This window comes from Candidatus Zixiibacteriota bacterium (assembly GCA_016933955.1).
Taxonomy (GTDB): domain Bacteria; phylum Zixibacteria; class MSB-5A5; order GN15; family PGXB01; genus JAFGTT01.
This window is the reverse complement of sequence record JAFGTT010000026.1, coordinates 84,811-101,978: the sequence shown is the minus strand read 5'-3', so window position 1 is coordinate 101,978 and position 17,168 is coordinate 84,811. Positions and strand designations below refer to the sequence as shown.

At 48.1% G+C, this 17,168-nt stretch carries 14 protein-coding genes; 6 read left to right on the top strand and 8 right to left on the bottom strand.

The genetic code is table 11. The features are described from left to right. Positions 1 to 69: 69 nt before the first annotated feature. The 8 genes from JXQ28_08890 to JXQ28_08855 form a co-directional block, all read right to left on the bottom strand. Entirely contained in the window at positions 70 to 1,257 is a 1,188-nt protein-coding gene (locus tag JXQ28_08890; protein MBN2277847.1) for a glycosyltransferase family 4 protein, read from the bottom strand. Next, positions 1,254 to 2,345 (bottom strand): hypothetical protein, encoded by a 1,092-nt coding sequence (locus JXQ28_08885; GenBank protein ID MBN2277846.1) that lies wholly within the window; start codon positions 2,343 to 2,345, stop codon positions 1,254 to 1,256. The genes JXQ28_08890 and JXQ28_08885 overlap by 4 nt, the downstream gene beginning before the upstream one ends. A 208-nt stretch (positions 2,346 to 2,553) precedes the next feature. Next, positions 2,554 to 3,852, bottom strand: a complete 1,299-nt coding sequence (locus tag JXQ28_08880) for an O-antigen ligase family protein (GenBank protein MBN2277845.1) — start codon at positions 3,850 to 3,852, stop codon at positions 2,554 to 2,556. 38 nt (positions 3,853 to 3,890) lie between these two features. Beyond that, positions 3,891 to 5,129: a glycosyltransferase family 4 protein gene (locus tag JXQ28_08875; GenBank protein MBN2277844.1), complete on the bottom strand. Its 1,239-nt coding sequence runs from the start codon at positions 5,127 to 5,129 to the stop codon at positions 3,891 to 3,893. Then, positions 5,122 to 6,969 (bottom strand): asparagine synthase (glutamine-hydrolyzing), encoded by a 1,848-nt coding sequence (gene asnB / locus JXQ28_08870; protein MBN2277843.1) that lies wholly within the window; start codon positions 6,967 to 6,969, stop codon positions 5,122 to 5,124. Before asnB ends, JXQ28_08875 begins: the two co-directional genes overlap by 8 nt. After that, positions 6,969 to 8,348 carry a phenylacetate--CoA ligase family protein gene (locus JXQ28_08865; GenBank protein ID MBN2277842.1) on the bottom strand — a complete coding sequence of 460 codons (1,380 nt, stop codon included), beginning with the start codon at positions 8,346 to 8,348 and terminating at the stop codon, positions 6,969 to 6,971. Before JXQ28_08865 ends, asnB begins: the two co-directional genes overlap by 1 nt. Beyond that, the gene (locus JXQ28_08860) at positions 8,323 to 9,606 is read right to left on the bottom strand and encodes a flippase (GenBank protein ID MBN2277841.1); all 1,284 of its coding nucleotides are present in this window, start codon (positions 9,604 to 9,606) and stop codon (positions 8,323 to 8,325) included. Before JXQ28_08860 ends, JXQ28_08865 begins: the two co-directional genes overlap by 26 nt. Before the next feature lie 427 nt (positions 9,607 to 10,033). After that, positions 10,034 to 10,885 carry a tetratricopeptide repeat protein gene (locus JXQ28_08855; protein MBN2277840.1) on the bottom strand — a complete coding sequence of 284 codons (852 nt, stop codon included), beginning with the start codon at positions 10,883 to 10,885 and terminating at the stop codon, positions 10,034 to 10,036. Between the two features lie 74 nt (positions 10,886 to 10,959). Here JXQ28_08855 and JXQ28_08850 point away from each other — a divergent pair, with 74 nt between their 5' ends. The 6 genes from JXQ28_08850 (at position 10,960) to JXQ28_08825 (ending at position 17,157) form a co-directional block, all read left to right on the top strand. Beyond that, complete coding sequence (locus tag JXQ28_08850; protein ID MBN2277839.1) at positions 10,960 to 12,504, top strand: hypothetical protein; 1,545 nt, start codon at positions 10,960 to 10,962, stop codon at positions 12,502 to 12,504. Between the two features lie 108 nt (positions 12,505 to 12,612). Continuing rightward, positions 12,613 to 12,885 (top strand): CopG family transcriptional regulator, encoded by a 273-nt coding sequence (locus JXQ28_08845; protein MBN2277838.1) that lies wholly within the window; start codon positions 12,613 to 12,615, stop codon positions 12,883 to 12,885. A 5-nt stretch (positions 12,886 to 12,890) separates the two neighbouring features. Then, positions 12,891 to 13,772, top strand: a complete 882-nt coding sequence (locus JXQ28_08840; GenBank protein ID MBN2277837.1) for a zinc ABC transporter substrate-binding protein — start codon at positions 12,891 to 12,893, stop codon at positions 13,770 to 13,772. Beyond that, the gene (locus JXQ28_08835; GenBank protein MBN2277836.1) at positions 13,769 to 14,533 is read left to right on the top strand and encodes an ABC transporter ATP-binding protein; all 765 of its coding nucleotides are present in this window, start codon (positions 13,769 to 13,771) and stop codon (positions 14,531 to 14,533) included. Before JXQ28_08840 ends, JXQ28_08835 begins: the two co-directional genes overlap by 4 nt. Next, positions 14,496 to 15,374, top strand: coding sequence for a metal ABC transporter permease (locus JXQ28_08830; GenBank protein MBN2277835.1), 879 nt, complete (start codon positions 14,496 to 14,498; stop codon positions 15,372 to 15,374). Before JXQ28_08835 ends, JXQ28_08830 begins: the two co-directional genes overlap by 38 nt. Before the next feature lie 307 nt (positions 15,375 to 15,681). Then, entirely contained in the window at positions 15,682 to 17,157 is a 1,476-nt protein-coding gene (locus JXQ28_08825; GenBank protein ID MBN2277834.1) for an outer membrane protein transport protein, read from the top strand. Positions 17,158 to 17,168 lie beyond the last annotated feature (11 nt).

The window sequence follows — 17,168 nt, the reverse complement described above, 5'->3', positions numbered from 1 at the left end:
TTCCTATGTGCAGTAAAAAAGGGGCCGGTTTCCCGGCCCCTTCGCCTGTGAAAGGAGATGAGATATGCCTCAGAGAGAAACTGATTGAGCCCTTTGTTTTATCTTATCACTGACAAAATTAAAATCGAGGCAGTTATACCCCGGTCTCTTCCGAGTAAATTCAGTCAGCTTCTGCTCCACGAAATCCATGAAATTACGGCGGAAATTATCCACCGAAAAACGGGCGGCATTGTCCCGCATTCGATATGGATCAAAATGATTCACTGATTCAAACTCGGTTACCGCTTCAATAATGGCATCGGGGGTTTGCTCGTGGAAAAACAGACCGGTTTCCCTATCGATAACAGTTTCAAGACAACCGCCTTTACCAAAGGCGATAACCGGGGTACCGCAGGCCTGAGCCTCGACCGGGACAATTCCGAAATCTTCCTCGGCGGCAAAGATAAAAGCCCTGGCCTTCTGCATATATTTTTTCAGGGCCGCGGTCGGCAGGTAACCAGTCATGGTTATATTTCTACCTGCCAGGGATTTGATCTTACGATATTCGGGGCCATCGCCGGCCACAATCAGCTTTTTATCCGGCATCCGATTGAAGGCTTCGACAATGGCTGTTGTCTTTTTATAGGAGACCAGACGCGAGGCGGTCAGGTAAAAATCGTCTTTATCAGTGGTCAATTCGAAAGCGTCAATGTCAACCGGGGGATAGATATGGACCGCCTCACGTCGATAGAATTTTTTAATTCGGCGGACGATAAACCGGGAATTCCCGATGAAATGATCGACCGTGTTGGAACTGCGGACATCCCAATTACGAATATAGTGCAGTATTAATCTTGTCAGCCAGCTTTTGGGGCCTTCGGTTAATTCGGCTTCATCCAGGTACTGATACATCAAATCCCAGGCGTAGCGTATCGGTGAATTGACATAAGCGATATGCAGTTGATCCGGGCCGGTGATGACACCTTTGGCGACGGCATGGGAGACCGAGATGACCAGTTCATAACCGGTCAGGTCAAACTGTTCAATAGCCAGGGGCATGAGCGGCAGATAGCTTCGATATTTTTTGCGGGCCAGAGGAAATTTTTGTAAAAATGAGGTGGTGGTTGGTTTATCCAGCAAAAATCCGCGCTGTCCCTGGGGAATAAAATCATAAAGAGTGAAGATATCGGCTTCGGGATACAACCGAATGATCTGTTCCAGCACCCGTTCCGCACCGGCATAAGTCACCAGCCAGTCATAGACAATCGCTGTTTTCATCGGTCGATATCCTCTATTAAAAGGCTTGTGCGCCGATCCCGGAAAGGAGCGGTCAGGTTGATTTGTTTCCGGGGACGACTGCTGTAATAAATGTCGGTCAGGATAATTATCAGGGCTGTTATAAATATGGCGGTCAAACCGCTGATTAATATCAGCCGGAGGCGAAATGGTCCCGATTTGGTCGCCGGAAGGTTCGGCGAATCGAGGATCTGTACGATGGGGATATCTTTCTGGGCTTCAAGTTTGGCCAGTTCATACTGCTCCTGGAGAAGAGCGTAGGTCCGGGATTTTATTTCGATATCCCGTTTCAGACGGCCAATCGTTTTGAGAATAACCGGATTGGAAGTCATATCCCAGTTCCGGTTGGTTAACTGGAAAGTTTCAAGACTGTCTTCAACAATATTTAACTCGGTCCGACGCGTGTCAATTTCATGTTCGAGATAGCGCACATTCTGCCCCGCGGTCGAACGTCTCTGGAACCTGTTAAACCTGTCCAGTTCCGCCAGGTAGTTTGAAGCAATGGATTGAGAAAGTTCCGGATATTCGGTTTCCACTTTCAATTTGATGATGCCGCTTTTTTTATCGGTGGTAATATCAGTAAGGCCGGATAGTCGAATCCGGAGAATATCGGGATTATTGGAACCGAAAAATTCATTCAAGGTCATCGTCTTATCTTTACTACCATCATGGAAAGTGTATTCCTTGCCAAGGACGGCATCGCGGATCACATTTGAATAGAGAATATCCGGAAACAGCCTTGAAGAATTGGCCTCAGGACTATTGTCATAACCGGCCAGACCGGTCAACTCCCGAAGCGTACTCAGACGATCTGTCCCCCCGGCGGGGAGAATTGAAGCTGTCGAGGTATAGCGATCGGGCAGAAACATAAGTATCATGGCGGTAATAATCATAACTACGGCGCAAATCAGGGCTATCGGGCGGATATTTTCTCGTAACAAACCAATCAGATCGGAAATATTGATTTGGAATTCGTTTTTATTCGGTTTGGAAACATAACTTTTGGCGTTTTGTTGTGCCCTAACCGGTATTCCCCGAAAGAATTTTTTTAGCGTGATTTTGCGTATCATTCACAGGCTCCCATTTCTCTCCGCAAAATATCTTATTCAACTCCGGTGCCGGTTTTTTCGGGAAATGCGATTGGAATCCAAGGTGTTGATAATTAGGGGCTTAAGAGGAAGGGCGGGAAAATTAAAAAAGTTGCAAACTAATAAATCAATCCTTCCTTTCCCGGGTTATCCCGAAAAATTTTCCGTAAAGGGTATTTTCGCGGAAGGATTAGTTTGCCGTTGAAAATTCGTGTGTGAAAACCACCAGAATAATAAAAATAGGCGGGATATTGTGCCAGTAGGTCAGCACATCGGCCGAAAACATATTTGAGATTATACCGATCCAGATGGCCAGGACCAAAATTCCGGATGGGCGGTTATGCCTGAATCTGTCTATCCCGGCTCGGAATCCACCATAAATCAGGAAGATCAAGGCCATAACTCCAACCAGACCCATTTCAAAAAGAGCCTGGAAGAAATTATTATCCGGCAGGGAATCATAAAAATTATCCAGCGATTTATAGCCAAGACCAAATGGCCAGGCCATGATATTACCTGACCACAGTAACCAGGATTTTTCCCAAAAAATTGTGCGTCGGCTTGAGACGGTTTCGAAATCGGTTGTCAGATCGGAAAATGAATTCAATCTCTCACCAAGCATATTAACAGCTTTCAGAATCAGGTCATTTTCAACAAAGGTACCAAAAAGACCAACCGCCAATAAAATTATCATCGCGGAAATAAAAATCACTTTCAGCAGTCGTCGGGGATTACGGGTCAGCGGGGCCAGGATTACTACCAGTCCGATGGCCAGCAGGACAATTCCGCCGCGGGATAAACTCAGGGTCAGGGCGCCCGTTGATAAAATCATTGCCGACCACGCCAGAAAGATTTGCGCTCGACGGCTGAAGGTTCCACTGATTTCTTTCCCATAAATAAGCGTCCAGATTCCCACCAGAGAGACCAATCCCATCAGGTTGCCGAAGGACCCGGAATCGCCGTGGGTTCCGGCGGCGCGGAAAATAAACTCTCCCAGCGAGGCGAAAGTCTGTGAAGGTTTATAAGAGTATCCGGCCAGATACATTATAATGCCTGCCAGAGCGGCCAACCCGCCGCCGACCAGAAAAAAAAGAATAATCCGGTCGATTCGCATTCTTGCGGCGATCAGGACGGCCAGCAAGACCGGCAAAAGCATCTCGATCAAGCGGAACAACTTCATGAAGAGAATAGCGGAAAAAGTCATCTGTTGGATCGAGAAACTGATGAAGGAAATTGCGGCTACCGTTACAAAGAGCAGAAACCCCGAGGTAAAATACCCGCTGATTTTAAAACCGTTTTGCCCCAGATGATAAATCAGGTAAATCATGGCAGGGATGGTCAGGAGGTCAAGGACGCTGATCTCGATCGGACCGATGGGCAGGGGAGGGAATAGCGGCAGGGCAAACAGGTAAGCCAGAAGGAGTCGTTCCGGTTTGCGTATCAGGTAATAGTACAACCCGGCGAGGATTAACACGCCAGGAATAACCATCAGATATAGCATGGGGTAATATTTTAAACTTTTATAATTCAGGCAAGCAGCTTTTGATATTCATCGAGAAGCCGCTCGGTTATTTTCTGCAGGGAGAATTTTTCTTCGGTGATTTCACGGGCTCTTTTGCCCAACGCCGCCCGGAATAGAGGCTCACCGGCCAGACACTCCAGGCAATCGGCCAGAATTTTCGGTGATCCGGGATCAAACAGCAAACCGGATTTTTCATGTTCGACCAGGGCACGATTGCCGGGAATATCGGATGCAATCGCCGGCAGGCCGCAGGCCATCGCCTCCAGAAGGGCATTGGACATCCCTTCCCATAATGATGGTAATATAAACACATCGGCGGCCCGAAGGTAATCTATGACATTATCAACGGCCCCGGCAAAAATAACATCGTTCAAAATATAATCTGAAGCCATTTGCCGCAGTTCTTTTTCAGTCGAATAATATTGTCCGCGACCGGTTCCCAGGAGAATAAGTTTCGATTCTACGTAACCGGATCGACGGCGGTAATGATTCCAGGCGGTCAGCAGGGTGGTCAGGTTTTTTTCCACGGCCAGACGTCCGGAATAGACGAAAACCACTGTCTCGGTCGAAAGCCCCAGCCTGTTTCGCAGGGCCGCCTTTTCATCGGGTGTGGCCGGTGCGAAGAAATCAGTATCTATCCCATTGGGAAGGTCGGAAATATTTTTCAATCCGTTTTTATTAAGAGTGTCTTTGATTTCGGGGCTGATAGCCAGGACCCGTCCGGCCCGGCGTATCAGATTTTTTCTGACGAATTTCAAAATCGGCAGGATGAAAAGCAAACGGGTAATCCGCGAAAAAAAAGATACTTTTCCCGATGCCGGCATAATAAAGCCATCCTTAGCTCCGGCGTAATTGAGAAAATTAGAAAGGGGAATTTTAAGGACATAGGGTTTCTTTGTGATCAATCCGGCCAGCATAGCGCTCCATTCCAACGGGTTGACTCCATGACAATGAACCAGATCGTAATCATGGCGGTGCCGGATAAGCCAGCGGGCGGCGGGGAGAGTGCTTTTAAGTTTGCTGGCCCCGGAGACGCCGGTGGCTGACAGGCGATGGATGGTCAGGCCGTCAAGATTCTCGGTATCGCGGAGATCTTCACGGGAACGCCTGGTCAAGACTATCACCCGATGTCCCTTACGGATAAGTTTGAGACTGAGCCTTAGTGCCTGCTGTTCGGCGCCACCGACCACGGGATAAAACTGGTCGATCAGCATCAGGATGTTTTTCTTTTTTTCATCAGGCATCGGGAGCGTACCTTCTCAGCCAGAGTTCCAGATAGAAAAGAGCAAACAGGGCCGGGCTGTGATCATGAGAACCGGCGGCATGTTCCCGGATCATTTTCCGGACTGCCTCCGGTCGAACATACCTGGTTGTAAGGACCCCGTGTCCCAGTAATTTATTATCGATCTCATGTTGCAGAGAATCCCGGAACCAATGTGACGCGGGAATCATGAAACCCATTTTATCCCGGTAGATGACTTCGTGGGGAACATATTTCTTGGCCAGTTTCTTAAGCAGGTATTTGCCGATATTACCCCGGGTCTTCAGCCGTTCCGGAATCGTGGCCATAAATTCAATCACCTTCTGGTCAAGAAGCGGGGCGCGGGTCTCAAGGGAACTGGCCATGCTGGCCCGGTCCACCTTGACCAGAATATCATCGGGTAGAAAGGCATGCATGTCGCTGTAGAGCCATTTGTTCAATCGATCCGGGGAAGAGAGATACAATCTGGCCGGGCGGCTGGAAACGGCATTCTCAAGACTGGCGTTGAACTGATCGGTGTAAAGGTGCTTTCTTTCTTTTTGAGGGATGACCGATGACAGTTCCAGTTGTCGTTGATGACCGGGTGTGGCCAGAATGCTGAGTTTTCTTTTTATCGGAGGAGGAGCCAGGGGGAATCTGGCGGCATAACCGGCCAGCCGCCTCATGCCGGGGATATGATCGAGTCGGCGGGCGGTTTTGAACCGGGTGTAACGGTTATAACCGGCGAAGACCTCGTCACCGCCATCACCGGACAGTGCCACGGTTACATGATGGCGGGCCATCTGCGATACCAGGTAAGTGGGAATCATCGAGGAATCGGCAAAAGGCTCATCGTATTGCTCCAGCAATACCTGAAGAACCTGGAAAATATCCGGTTCCAGAATATCCTCGTAATGCTCCGTTCCCAGATGAGCGGCCACCTTCCGGGCATATTTGATTTCGGAGTAATCATCCTCGTTAAAACCGATCGAAAAGGTTTTCACGGGCCGGTCCGACAGATGGGCCATCAAACCCACCACCAGGGAAGAATCCACTCCGCCGCTCAGGAAAGCCCCCAGTGGTACATCGGCAACCATCCGCAAGGAAGTGGATTCCAGTAACAGCCGTTCGATTTCCTGCAGAGCCTCCTTTTCATCGGCCGGGCCATCATCGGTATATTTGATATCCCAATATCGCCTGGTTTCCACCCGGTCGTTTTCATAGACAAGAAAATGACCGGGGAGCAGTTTTTGAATATGCCGGTAGATCGAGTCGGGGGCCGGGATATAGCCGAAGGTCAAATAGTTATTGATAGCATCCGATGATATTTCTCTCTCCACGGATTGATCGCACAGCAGGGCCTTTATTTCGGAACCGAAGACGAATTTGCCGGGCCGATGGTAATAGGCGACCGGTTTTTTCCCGACCCGGTCGCGGCCAATCAGCAGTCTTTTTTTGCGCTCATCCCACAGCGCAAAGGCAAACATTCCTCGTAAATGCGTGATACAGTCATCACCGTAATCTTCATACAGATGGACGATGGTTTCGGTATCGGCCCGGGTAGTAAAGGTATGTCCGGATGATTTGAGTTGTTTTATCAGATCACGGTAATTATAGATTTCGCCGTTGAAGACAACCCGGATGGTGCCATCTTCGTTGCTGATCGGCTGGGAGCCGGTGGCCAGATCGATAATACTCAAGCGCCGATGTCCCAGGCCGACTCCCCCGTTGATATAAAAACCCTCCGCATCGGGCCCCCGATGCACCAGGGCATCGGTCATCCGTTTCACCAGTTCTCTCGAAACCGGATTTTTTAAATCGATTATACCGGCAATACCACACATTATCTTAGGGTTTCACTTTCATCGTATTCCGAAATAGTAAAGCGATATTTACCCGAGGCAGTGGCTTCAATTTGATCGACAAAATCAAAATCGACCTGACAATCATCGCCCATGGCAAGACGGATTTTTCCGGTAATTTCATCGAGGGTCAACCGGGAAATGGCACCTGAGCTCTTTATTTTTACCGTGATACGGTTCCTGTCATTCTGGATAAATTGAAATTTCCTAATGCCACCATTATGGTTTAACAGGCGGATTAAACGAATGAAATATTCCGGGAAGATGGTATGCCCTTTGGAGTTTTTGAAAACATCGGTGACCCGGCCGATAACCTTCTGGAGCCGGGGATAATTACATCCGCACGGACAGGGTTCGTACTCTTTCATAATCCCCAGGTCACCGATCCGGTAACGAATAAGCGGCGTGGAATAATTGTTCAGATTGGTGACGACGATTTCTCCCTCGTCTCCGGACCGGCATGGTTGCCCATCGGGACCGACAACTTCCAGCAAATTATGCTCCATCATGATATGCAATCCATCATGGGCCGGACATTCGGAAGCGATGGCGCCCACCTCGCGCCCGCCGTAATGATTGAAAACCGGACATTGGAAAACTTGTTCAATATCCCGCCGCATGAAATCATGGAGATTACTCGCCGCCGTATGTATCAGATGCTGAGGGGCTATCCTGAGATTGTGTTCACGGATAAAACGAGCCAATTCATATATTGAATCGGCATAGGTGCGAATCATGGCCGGACGATGGTGGTTGAGTAATTCGATGAACTCCCGTTTATCGCTATCGGTCATCCTGAAACTACTCAAAATTATTCGATTACGCAGGAAATCCGCAATCCGCATCGACAACGGCTTTTTCCCTCCAAAGGTATCACGCTCGGCGCCCCAGATAAAAATCTCACTGTCAAACGGATCGACTCCGCGCCAGTCTTTAAGGAGAAGCAAATTGGCGGTGTCGGCGATGGTATAGGCTTCATCCTGGCGCATAACCACCGGCTGACCGGTAGAGCCACCGGAGGAGTTAATAAACGACTTACGGGTTACATGATCATCGGCCCGGAGATTTTCGCCGGTATCCCGGATAATGTCCTTGGTTAAAAACGGTATCTGAGCTAATTCCGCAAGCGATTGCAATTGTATTCGTCCATTGATCACCAGGCCATTTTTACTGAACAACTCCCGATAATACGGAACATGGTGATAAGTATGGTCGAGTAGATTGTTCAATCTGACGAGTTGTCGATGATTCAGTTCTGAAAGAGAAAGCGATTGATTGGCTTTAAGTATGCGGTAATCATTTATGATTCGGGTTTTATTACGGAAATATATTTTTCTAATGTACTTTTGCAGCTTCAGCATTGTTTGCAACCTCCATTCTGGTCGAAGAAAAACGGCGGGTGGCCCGGAAAGTGAGCCCGGCAAGGAGGCCTCTGGCCAGAACAATATTTATCGCGGCCCCGATATGACCCAGCCAAGGGATAAGGAACCAGGCCGAAGCGAATCCGGCCAGTGAAGCGGTCATGGTAATTTTAAGATAAAGCCGATCCTCCTTGATAATCAGCAGATAATTGGTGCCATAACAGACAATAATGGCAATCAGGATTGGACTGAAGGAAAGGATGCGGAGCAATATTATAGAGGATTCATAACCGGCTCCAAAAATGACGCCAACCAGAAACCTCGCCTGCCAGAAAACAAATACTGAAATTATCAATCCGGTTCCGATAATGATATTACGAAAGCTCCTGTGATCGGATAACTGCCGATTCAAATAGGGGAAAAAGGTCTGCGAAATGATATATATAATCGAATTTAGAGCTTCCATAACTTTGGAGGCCGCGGCATAGTAGCCGACCAGAATATTATTGGTCAATAATCCCAGGATGAAGGTTGCCGAGTTATTATAAAGCTGCGGCATCAAACCGGTAATGAAAATGTGGAATCCGTCTTTCAGACGCCCTTTTATATTTTCCATCCCCGGCCAGAAAAGCCTGACCTTGAATTGACGAAAAGCAACCGTCAAACCGATTAACCCGGCAACCAGAAAACCAAGAGAATTGAGGATCGGCACCAGATTGTAGTCGGCCGCCCTTCGGACAAAAATGAAAATGGAAATGGTGAACAGCGATTTTGCGGTCAGATTGATGATAGTGATGTATTTCATCCGCTCCATCCCCTGGAAGAACCATTCCGGGAAGATAGTATAGCCGAAGACCATGCCATAAGTTGTCAGGTACAATATCCAGTCGGGACGGAATTTTGCAAAGGCAAAAACAATGACGCCCAGAGAAAGGAACCCGGCTGTAGCCAGGGCCAGTTTGATAAATATAACACTGCTGAAAATTATATCCACCGCGTTGCGATCATCGCGATTAACGGCAATTTCCCGGGTAGCCGAAAGATAAAAGCCATAATCGGAAATATTCATGAAATACCAGACGAAGGCCTGGGCGAACATAACCAGCCCGAATTTTTCGACTCCCAGGATGCGTGTCAGATAAGGAAGGGTGATTAGAGGCAAAATGTAATTGATGCCGCGCAGAAATGACAGTGAAATGAAATTTTCAATAAGTCTTGTTTTCCCGCCACTATTAAATCGCCCCGTAAGATTCTTCATGAAACCGGGCTCCTTTGATGCCCCGTCCCGGTTATTATATGAATGGCGTTCATCCATGAATTATATATTTCCCCTATGCGACGCAACGTCGCCTCGGGCATCGGCGACAGACCGGAAAATCAATCCCAGCGGCCTTTTTTATCCGATGCACTCCCTATATCGGCCCCATTAAACTATAAGCGTTAAGCCATGCGTGTTTGCTAATCCCGGTGATATTTTACTCATAGCCTTACCGCTTTACTTCGGCATTAAGGCCGATATGCTAAACATTACCGCTCATACGACAACATCCCGCTGTCATTTAATCTATATTATTACGTTAGGGAATGACCCCAAGTCAATAAAAAACTATTGAAAGGCATTGGCTTATAATAATGTCAAATAATCCGACCAGTTGATTATGCAGTCACTTAACCGGCAAATAAAATCACTGACTGATTTCCTGTTCGAGGGCGGGAATAAGCGAATCAAGATTATAGAATTTCGGGGTTTGCTGGCGATATTTTTTGTAAATTTCCAGGGCCTCACGTTTTTTCGCCATATCTTTCTGTTCCGAAAGCACATTGGCCAGATTGATCCAGACCGGGATTTTTTCGGGATTCAAGGCCAGCGATTTACGGAAACACTGCTCGGCTTGTTGGATATTTTTCAAAGTGATAAAATTGACGGCCATATTGGTGTAGGCTTCCGCCGAGGGGCCGAACCGGTCGATATGGGCCTGGAGGAAATCATTGGACTCCTCAGTTTTACCCATCTGGGCCAGAGTAGTTGAGAGAGACAGGTAAGCGTTCCAATCATCGGGATTATCGGCCAGGATCAGCTTGTAGTATTTTACCGCCATGCCATATTCATTTTTCCGGTAGTACAATTCCGCCAGGCGGCTCCAGTAGAGTTGTTCGTTGTCACCCATACTTACCAGCATGGCGATGGCATTGATGGCGCAGTCATAGTCGCCGTAGATGGGGCAAAGGTGGATCAGTTCCCGGTTAACCTCGGGATCCCGCGGATATAAAATCCGCGTGTGGCGGAAATAAACCAGGGCCGAGTCGAGAATATCGAGCCGCTTAAAACAGATTCCGATATTAAAGAGAAAATCGCGGTCGGACGATCTTATTTCCAGACCTTCTTTAAACAGCTTCAGGGCCCGATCGGTATCACCCGATTGCAGAGCCAGATTACCTTCCTGTTTGAGGCGCCGCGCCTCATCTTCACTCCTGCCGCAACCTCCGCCTATTAAAAGGATGGTTGTGACCGCCAAGAATATCGATATTAGTACCATCCGATTTTTCATACCTTCGTATAATACCCAAAAGCGACTTGATTTTCAAGCCTGATTGCGTCATTTTAATTAAGATGATAAGATTTTTATTTTCGATATTTCTTGCACTGATGGCGGTCACTCCCGTCCCGGCCGACGATGGTATTTCTGATTTTCCCCCCGGCAAAATCGCTCTTAATCTGAATCTGGGTGATATTTCCGGAATCGGCGAATTTAACTGGGAGAATCTCAATTACTGCCTGGCTAATCATTTTGATTATCTTCTCTGGCTTAAGGGGTGGGAATTTGAAATAATTTCCGGTGACTCCACGAGAGAATTACCCGTCAATATGAATCGTCTGTCGAACAGTGAGTTTCGTTATCTGATGAATGTTGATATCAAGGCATCTTTCCGTAGCGGTAAAATCCATACAATTAACGGCAATGGTCAGGGGAAAGAAAATTATCATGGTTATCTGGATTTGACCATGACCGTTCGGCTGTATGATCTGACCGATGGCGAAAAATTAATTCGGGAAAAGAAGTCAGGAGCAAAGGCGAGAGGAGAATGGGTGAAAAAAACCGAGGCTGGATATTTTCCGGAAGAAATGACTTATCCTGAATCGCCCGATTTTGTTATCAGGCGTGTAATAGCAGAAGCCCTTGAATTTCTTCCCACATATGGACGACGGATCGAAAATGGCCGGGACGATCTGCCGGTCTGTCTGGTGGTTGATTCGGCTCTATTCGATAGCCGTGGCGGGATAGACAGTACTGTCTATGCGGCCTGCGAGTATGCCTCTCGGTCACTCCGTCGCCAGTTCGGTTTCGGACTTAATATCTGCCGCGAGGAAAAATCGTCGGCTGAGCCGATACCAATAAATCAGCTTGGAACCATTTTTGATTCTTTTGCGGGTTGCCGGCCCCGTCACGGCGATACCATAACCGTTGCCATCATCCGACCGCTGGATCCGGAGCGTTTTTATCTCGCCGATCAGGTTACCCGGATAGGTCTTTCGGATCTGGGACGGAGAACCATGATGATGGCTGATCTGATTCCCCCCGATAGTGCCGAGTGGGAATGGAAGGGTTTACTTAATGGTCAATTGTTATTACATGAGATCGGGCATCTTCTGGGGGCCATCCATGTTTCCGATATCAGCTCGATCATGACTCCCCGAACCACCTGGGTCGCATCGGATCATTTTGATTCATTGAATCAGGATATAATTACTCATCTGAATCAATCCTCAATCGGTTTGAACGGGGTTTCCGATTATCTCAAATTGGTGGTTTCCAGCCTGGATAATACCGGCTATCGATTGGCAGATTATCCTGCGACTTTTTTCAGTTATGTAAATCTTAACCGTCATCGACTGGGCGAGACCGATTTCGGTAACAGCGCGATCGGGAAATCGATCGGTTATGCTCTTGACGGATACCGGCAATACCTTATGAAAAATAATTGGGGAGCCCGCGACCTGTTCTATATGTCCCTGGTCTGCGATTCAACCCAGGGTTCTATTCATTATTACCTGTCCCGTGTAACCGACGGCAAACTCTCGGAATATCATCTCAAACAAGCCTGCCGAATCGGTTATTATAAAGCCGTCGGCGACTATTACTCGAAATCCAGATGATAATCTGAAATTCGGTTTAAAAAAGATCACCAAATTTCTTGACAATGCGTATTACATTGTAATAATTAGAATCGAAATTTTCGTATGAAAAAAGCAGGGAACCAGGATGTGAATAAAAATAAAACGGAAATAGTGACATTCAAAGCCGATAAATCTCTTCTGGAGGCCATGAAAGGAATTCCCAATCGTTCGGAATTTATCCGGACGGCGGTTCTTAACGCGCTGGAATCGGCCTGCCCGCTTTGCCGGGGAACCGGAATCATGACTCCGGCGCAAAAAGAGCATTGGGAGTTATTTGCCAAAGATCATGCCGTCGAGGAATGCCGGGACTGCCATGAACTCCATCTTGTCTGCAGCCGAACTCGAAAGGGAAAGCGATAATGAATATGAGTGAGTTGTATATGATATTTCGCAGGATTTCATTGATTTCGGTGTTAATCCTGTCGTTGATTAATAGTATCACTTCTGCCGCGGAGAAAATCAGGGTATCGGTCAGTATTCAGCCTCAGGCGTCCTTTGTGAAAGAGGTGGGCGGGGATAGGGTCGAGGTCGAGGTGATGGTGGCTCCGGGGCAGGCGCCGGAGACCTTTGAGCCGACCCCGAAACAACTGGCCCGTCTTTCGGAAACCGATTTGTTTTTCAGAATCGGTCTGTCATTTGAGGATCAGTTAGTGGAAAAATCGTCTCAAATTTTAGCCCATACCATGATGGTTGATCTTCGGACCGGAATCAAACCCCGGATTATGGAGGAATACGAAAACGATCACCTCCATGGCCACGGTAATTATGATCCGCATATCTGGATGGATCCGAATCTTGTTAAAACCATGGCGACAACCATCAATCGTGAATTGAAGCAACTTGACCCCGCCTCAGCGGTTTATTACGATAAAAATCTGAATACCTTTATCAGTGAACTTGACCGGGCCGATCAACATATTCGTGAAATTCTGGCACCATTTCAGGCCAGGACGTTCTTTATTTTTCATCCGGTTCTGGGCTATTTCGCCGATCGCTATGGCCTAAAACAAACAGCTATTGAATTCGAGGGTAAGGAACCGGGGGCAAAACAGTTGACGGAATTGATCGATCGGGCCCAGAAGAAAAATATCAGGGTTATTTTTGTTCAGCCGCAGTTTTCGGACAAAACCGCTCAGGCCGTCGCCGATGCCATCGGGGGGAAAGTCGTCCGAATCGATCCAATGGCGGCCGATTATATCGCCAATCTCGAATATATTGCCGAGGCACTCGCCGAGGGGTGGCAATGACGGATAACCAGCAACCGGTCATCTCGATCAAGGATATGAGTTTCTCATATAATGGTCGTCCGGCGCTCGAAAATGTCAATCTGGTAATTGATCGGAATGATTTTATCTGGGTGGTGGGGCCCAACGGGGGCGGTAAGACAACCATGATAAAATTAATTCTGGGACTTCTGCAACCGCAGAAGGGGACGGTCAGAGTTTTCGGCCAGAATCCCAATGATGCTCGCGACCGGATCGGATATATGCCCCAATTTTCTCATCTTGACCCGCAATTTCCGGTGACGGTGCTTGATGTCGTTTTGATCGGCCGTTTGGGCGGAAGCCACAAATTCGGCCCGCTTCGCCAACATGATCGATTTGCGGCGGAAAAGGCTCTGGGAGAGGTTTCTCTACTGGAATCCAAAAACCGTCCGTTTTCGGAGCTATCAGGCGGTCAACAGCGCCGGGTATTAATTGCCCGTGCTCTGGCCTGCGAGCCGGCTTTACTGGTGCTCGATGAGCCGATGGCCAATCTTGATTTGGTGGTTGAAAAAGAACTCAACGACCTGCTTTTAAAGCTCAACCAAAAATTGACGGTTCTGATGGTCTCGCATGACCCGGCCCTGGTTTCCGAGCATATCCGCCGGGTGGTCTGTGTCAACCGGACCGTTTCCGAACACCCCACCTGCGAGCTCGACAGCGATTTTATAGGGGAGTTGTACGGCGGTGAGCGAAGACTGGTTCGCCATGACCAGCATATTCACGGGAGAAAAAACGGTGCTTGAATTTTTCGAAGCTCTCTGGCATTATACCTTTCTGCAGTATGCCCTGCTGATCGGTATCATGGCCAGTGTGGCCTGCGGTATTGTCGGAACTTATGTGGTTACCCGCCGGATCACCTATATCGGGGGAGGCATTGCTCACAGCGTTTTGGGCGGTATGGGGGTGGCCTATTATCTTTCGGTGGTTTATGGCTGGGAAGCCTGGCATCCATCCTACGGGGCCGTTATCGCGGCCCTTCTGGCGGCTGTGATTATCGGCCTGGTCAGCTTAAAAGCCCGGCAACGGGAAGATACCGTCATCAGCGCCCTGTGGGCTATCGGCATGGCGGTCGGGATAATTTTTATCTACCGGACCCCCGGCTATAACCAGAACCTGATGAGTTACCTGTTCGGGAATATTTTGATGGTGACCCCGGCCGATATCTGGCTGATTGCTTTTCTGGATGCGCTGGTGGTGTTGATCAGTTCTCTGTTTTATCACCAATTAATGGCCGTTTGTTTTGATGAAGAATTCGCCCGGGTGAGGGGACTCAATGTCGAATTTTATTATCTGCTTTTATTATGTCTGACCGCCCTGACGGTGGTGATTCTGGTGACGGTGGTCGGGGTGGTGATGGTAATCGCGCTGTTGACTATTCCGGTGGCGGTGGCCGGGTATTTTTCGAGGAGTCTGTGGCGGATAATGGTTCTGGCGGCGTTATTCAGTATGGTTTTCACGACGGCCGGGCTGGCATTGAGTTACGGCCCGGACTTACCCTCGGGGGCGACAATCATTCTGCTGGCGGGTGGGAGTTATATTCTGGTGGCGGCGGGAGCGAAATTGAAAGATTATCTTCGAGTCTAAATTATTCTGTATCAACATCTCTCGGATACAAAAAAGTTCTCTCGAAAAAATTGCTCAAATCGGCGGGATTGTGCGTCTTTTGCCTGAATGAGATGGTTTTACCCCCAAAGGCAGGTTAAAAAGTGTTTCGGGGGACTTGACAAAAGGCCCACATTGTGGTAGTTTTCAGAACTTTTTATCCGCCTGTTGGAAGGCGGAATAATTGGTTGTTACAAAAGGTGTTTGACCGGGCGGAAAATGATAAAACAGGACCCGGTGGTAAGATCGAAGATAATTTTGTTGGATTCTTAATTACATGGAGATGAGAATGGGAATCTTGAGATTACTGACTTTTTGTCTGTTGCTCCTTATCCTGATTCTGCCCGATGCCTTTGGCAGCGGATTTACCTTTGACGGTCTGGGAGTCAAGGCAAAAGGAATGGGTGGGGCTTTTCGAGCCTTGGCTGATGACTGGTCAGCCGCATATTACAATCCAGCAGGATATAACCATATCGCGGACAATATCCTGGCGTTCAACACCGACTTTTTGCATAACCGCTACTCGATGACTCCGAGCGTAAGCTGGGGTGAGGAAGGTTATGAAAGCGGCTTTTACAATGAACAGGAAATTTATAACAAACATGAAATATTGAGCATTCCTCAGGCCGGCGTTGTTTTCCGTCTGCCGGTAACGAGTAAAATCGCCGCCCTCAATGAGGTGGTCTGCGGTCTTGCGGCCATACAATTGTTTGACCAGAACCAAACCTGGGAACTCTACGAGAATATCCCCGCTTATGCCAGTGACTCTGGCGCCTATCCATCCAAGCAGTATTACAACAATCTGGATGTGGTGGCTTTTCAGTTGACCATGGCGACCGGGTTTCTTGAAGACGAGCGTCTTTCAGTGGGTATCGGATTGCAGTTGCTTCGGGCCGATCTCAATTTCAACAGTGTGGTGTTGCGCGATAACCCGATGGAATCGCCGATCAGCGACCGCCCCTATGACAAAATTCCGGAGTGGTATCGTAATGACGGCAAGGGCTGGGGATTCGGATACCGGATCGGTTTGCTTTATAGAGTCAATGAGAAGCTGGATGTTGGTTTGGTTTACAATGGTCCGGCCTCGATCGATATTACCGGTGACACTGATTTAAAATTTTTCTTTGGCGACAATTACACTCTTCAGGGCAATTATTTCGACTCCACCGAGCAAAGATATTTTATCGATGGAAATGTCGAAGATGTCACGGCCGAGTTCGAAACGACTCTTGATCTGCCGGCCTCGATCGGTGGTGGTATCGCTTTTAAATATAATGACCGCCTGACATTGACACTCGATGGCGAATATACTTTCTGGTCGGCCTTTGAGGGACTCGATTTCGCTTTTACCAATTATGACGGTTTGCCCCACAGCTATTTAACGCACGCAATAAGTTTGATCCGGACGGATATGACCAATCCGGTGGAATGGGATGATGTTGCCCGAGTGATGGTCGGCGCCAATTATCTTCTTAAGGATTATGTCGAATTGCGGGGCGGGTTTGCATATGATCAGTCACCGACCAGTAGTACCACGGCAACCCCGCTCTTTATCGATCTGGGGGATAAGTACAGCTACAGTGTCGGAATCGGATTCCAGGTCGACTTCTGGCATCTCGATTTTACCACGGTTTACACTCATCAGCCGGATTTGGATGTCGGAAACATCTCCGATGTTGACGGCAATGGGTTAATGGATAACCTATCCGGTCTTTACAAGGCTGATAACTGGCAGACCATTCTGGGAATTTCATATCGGTTTTAGGAGGACCAAAT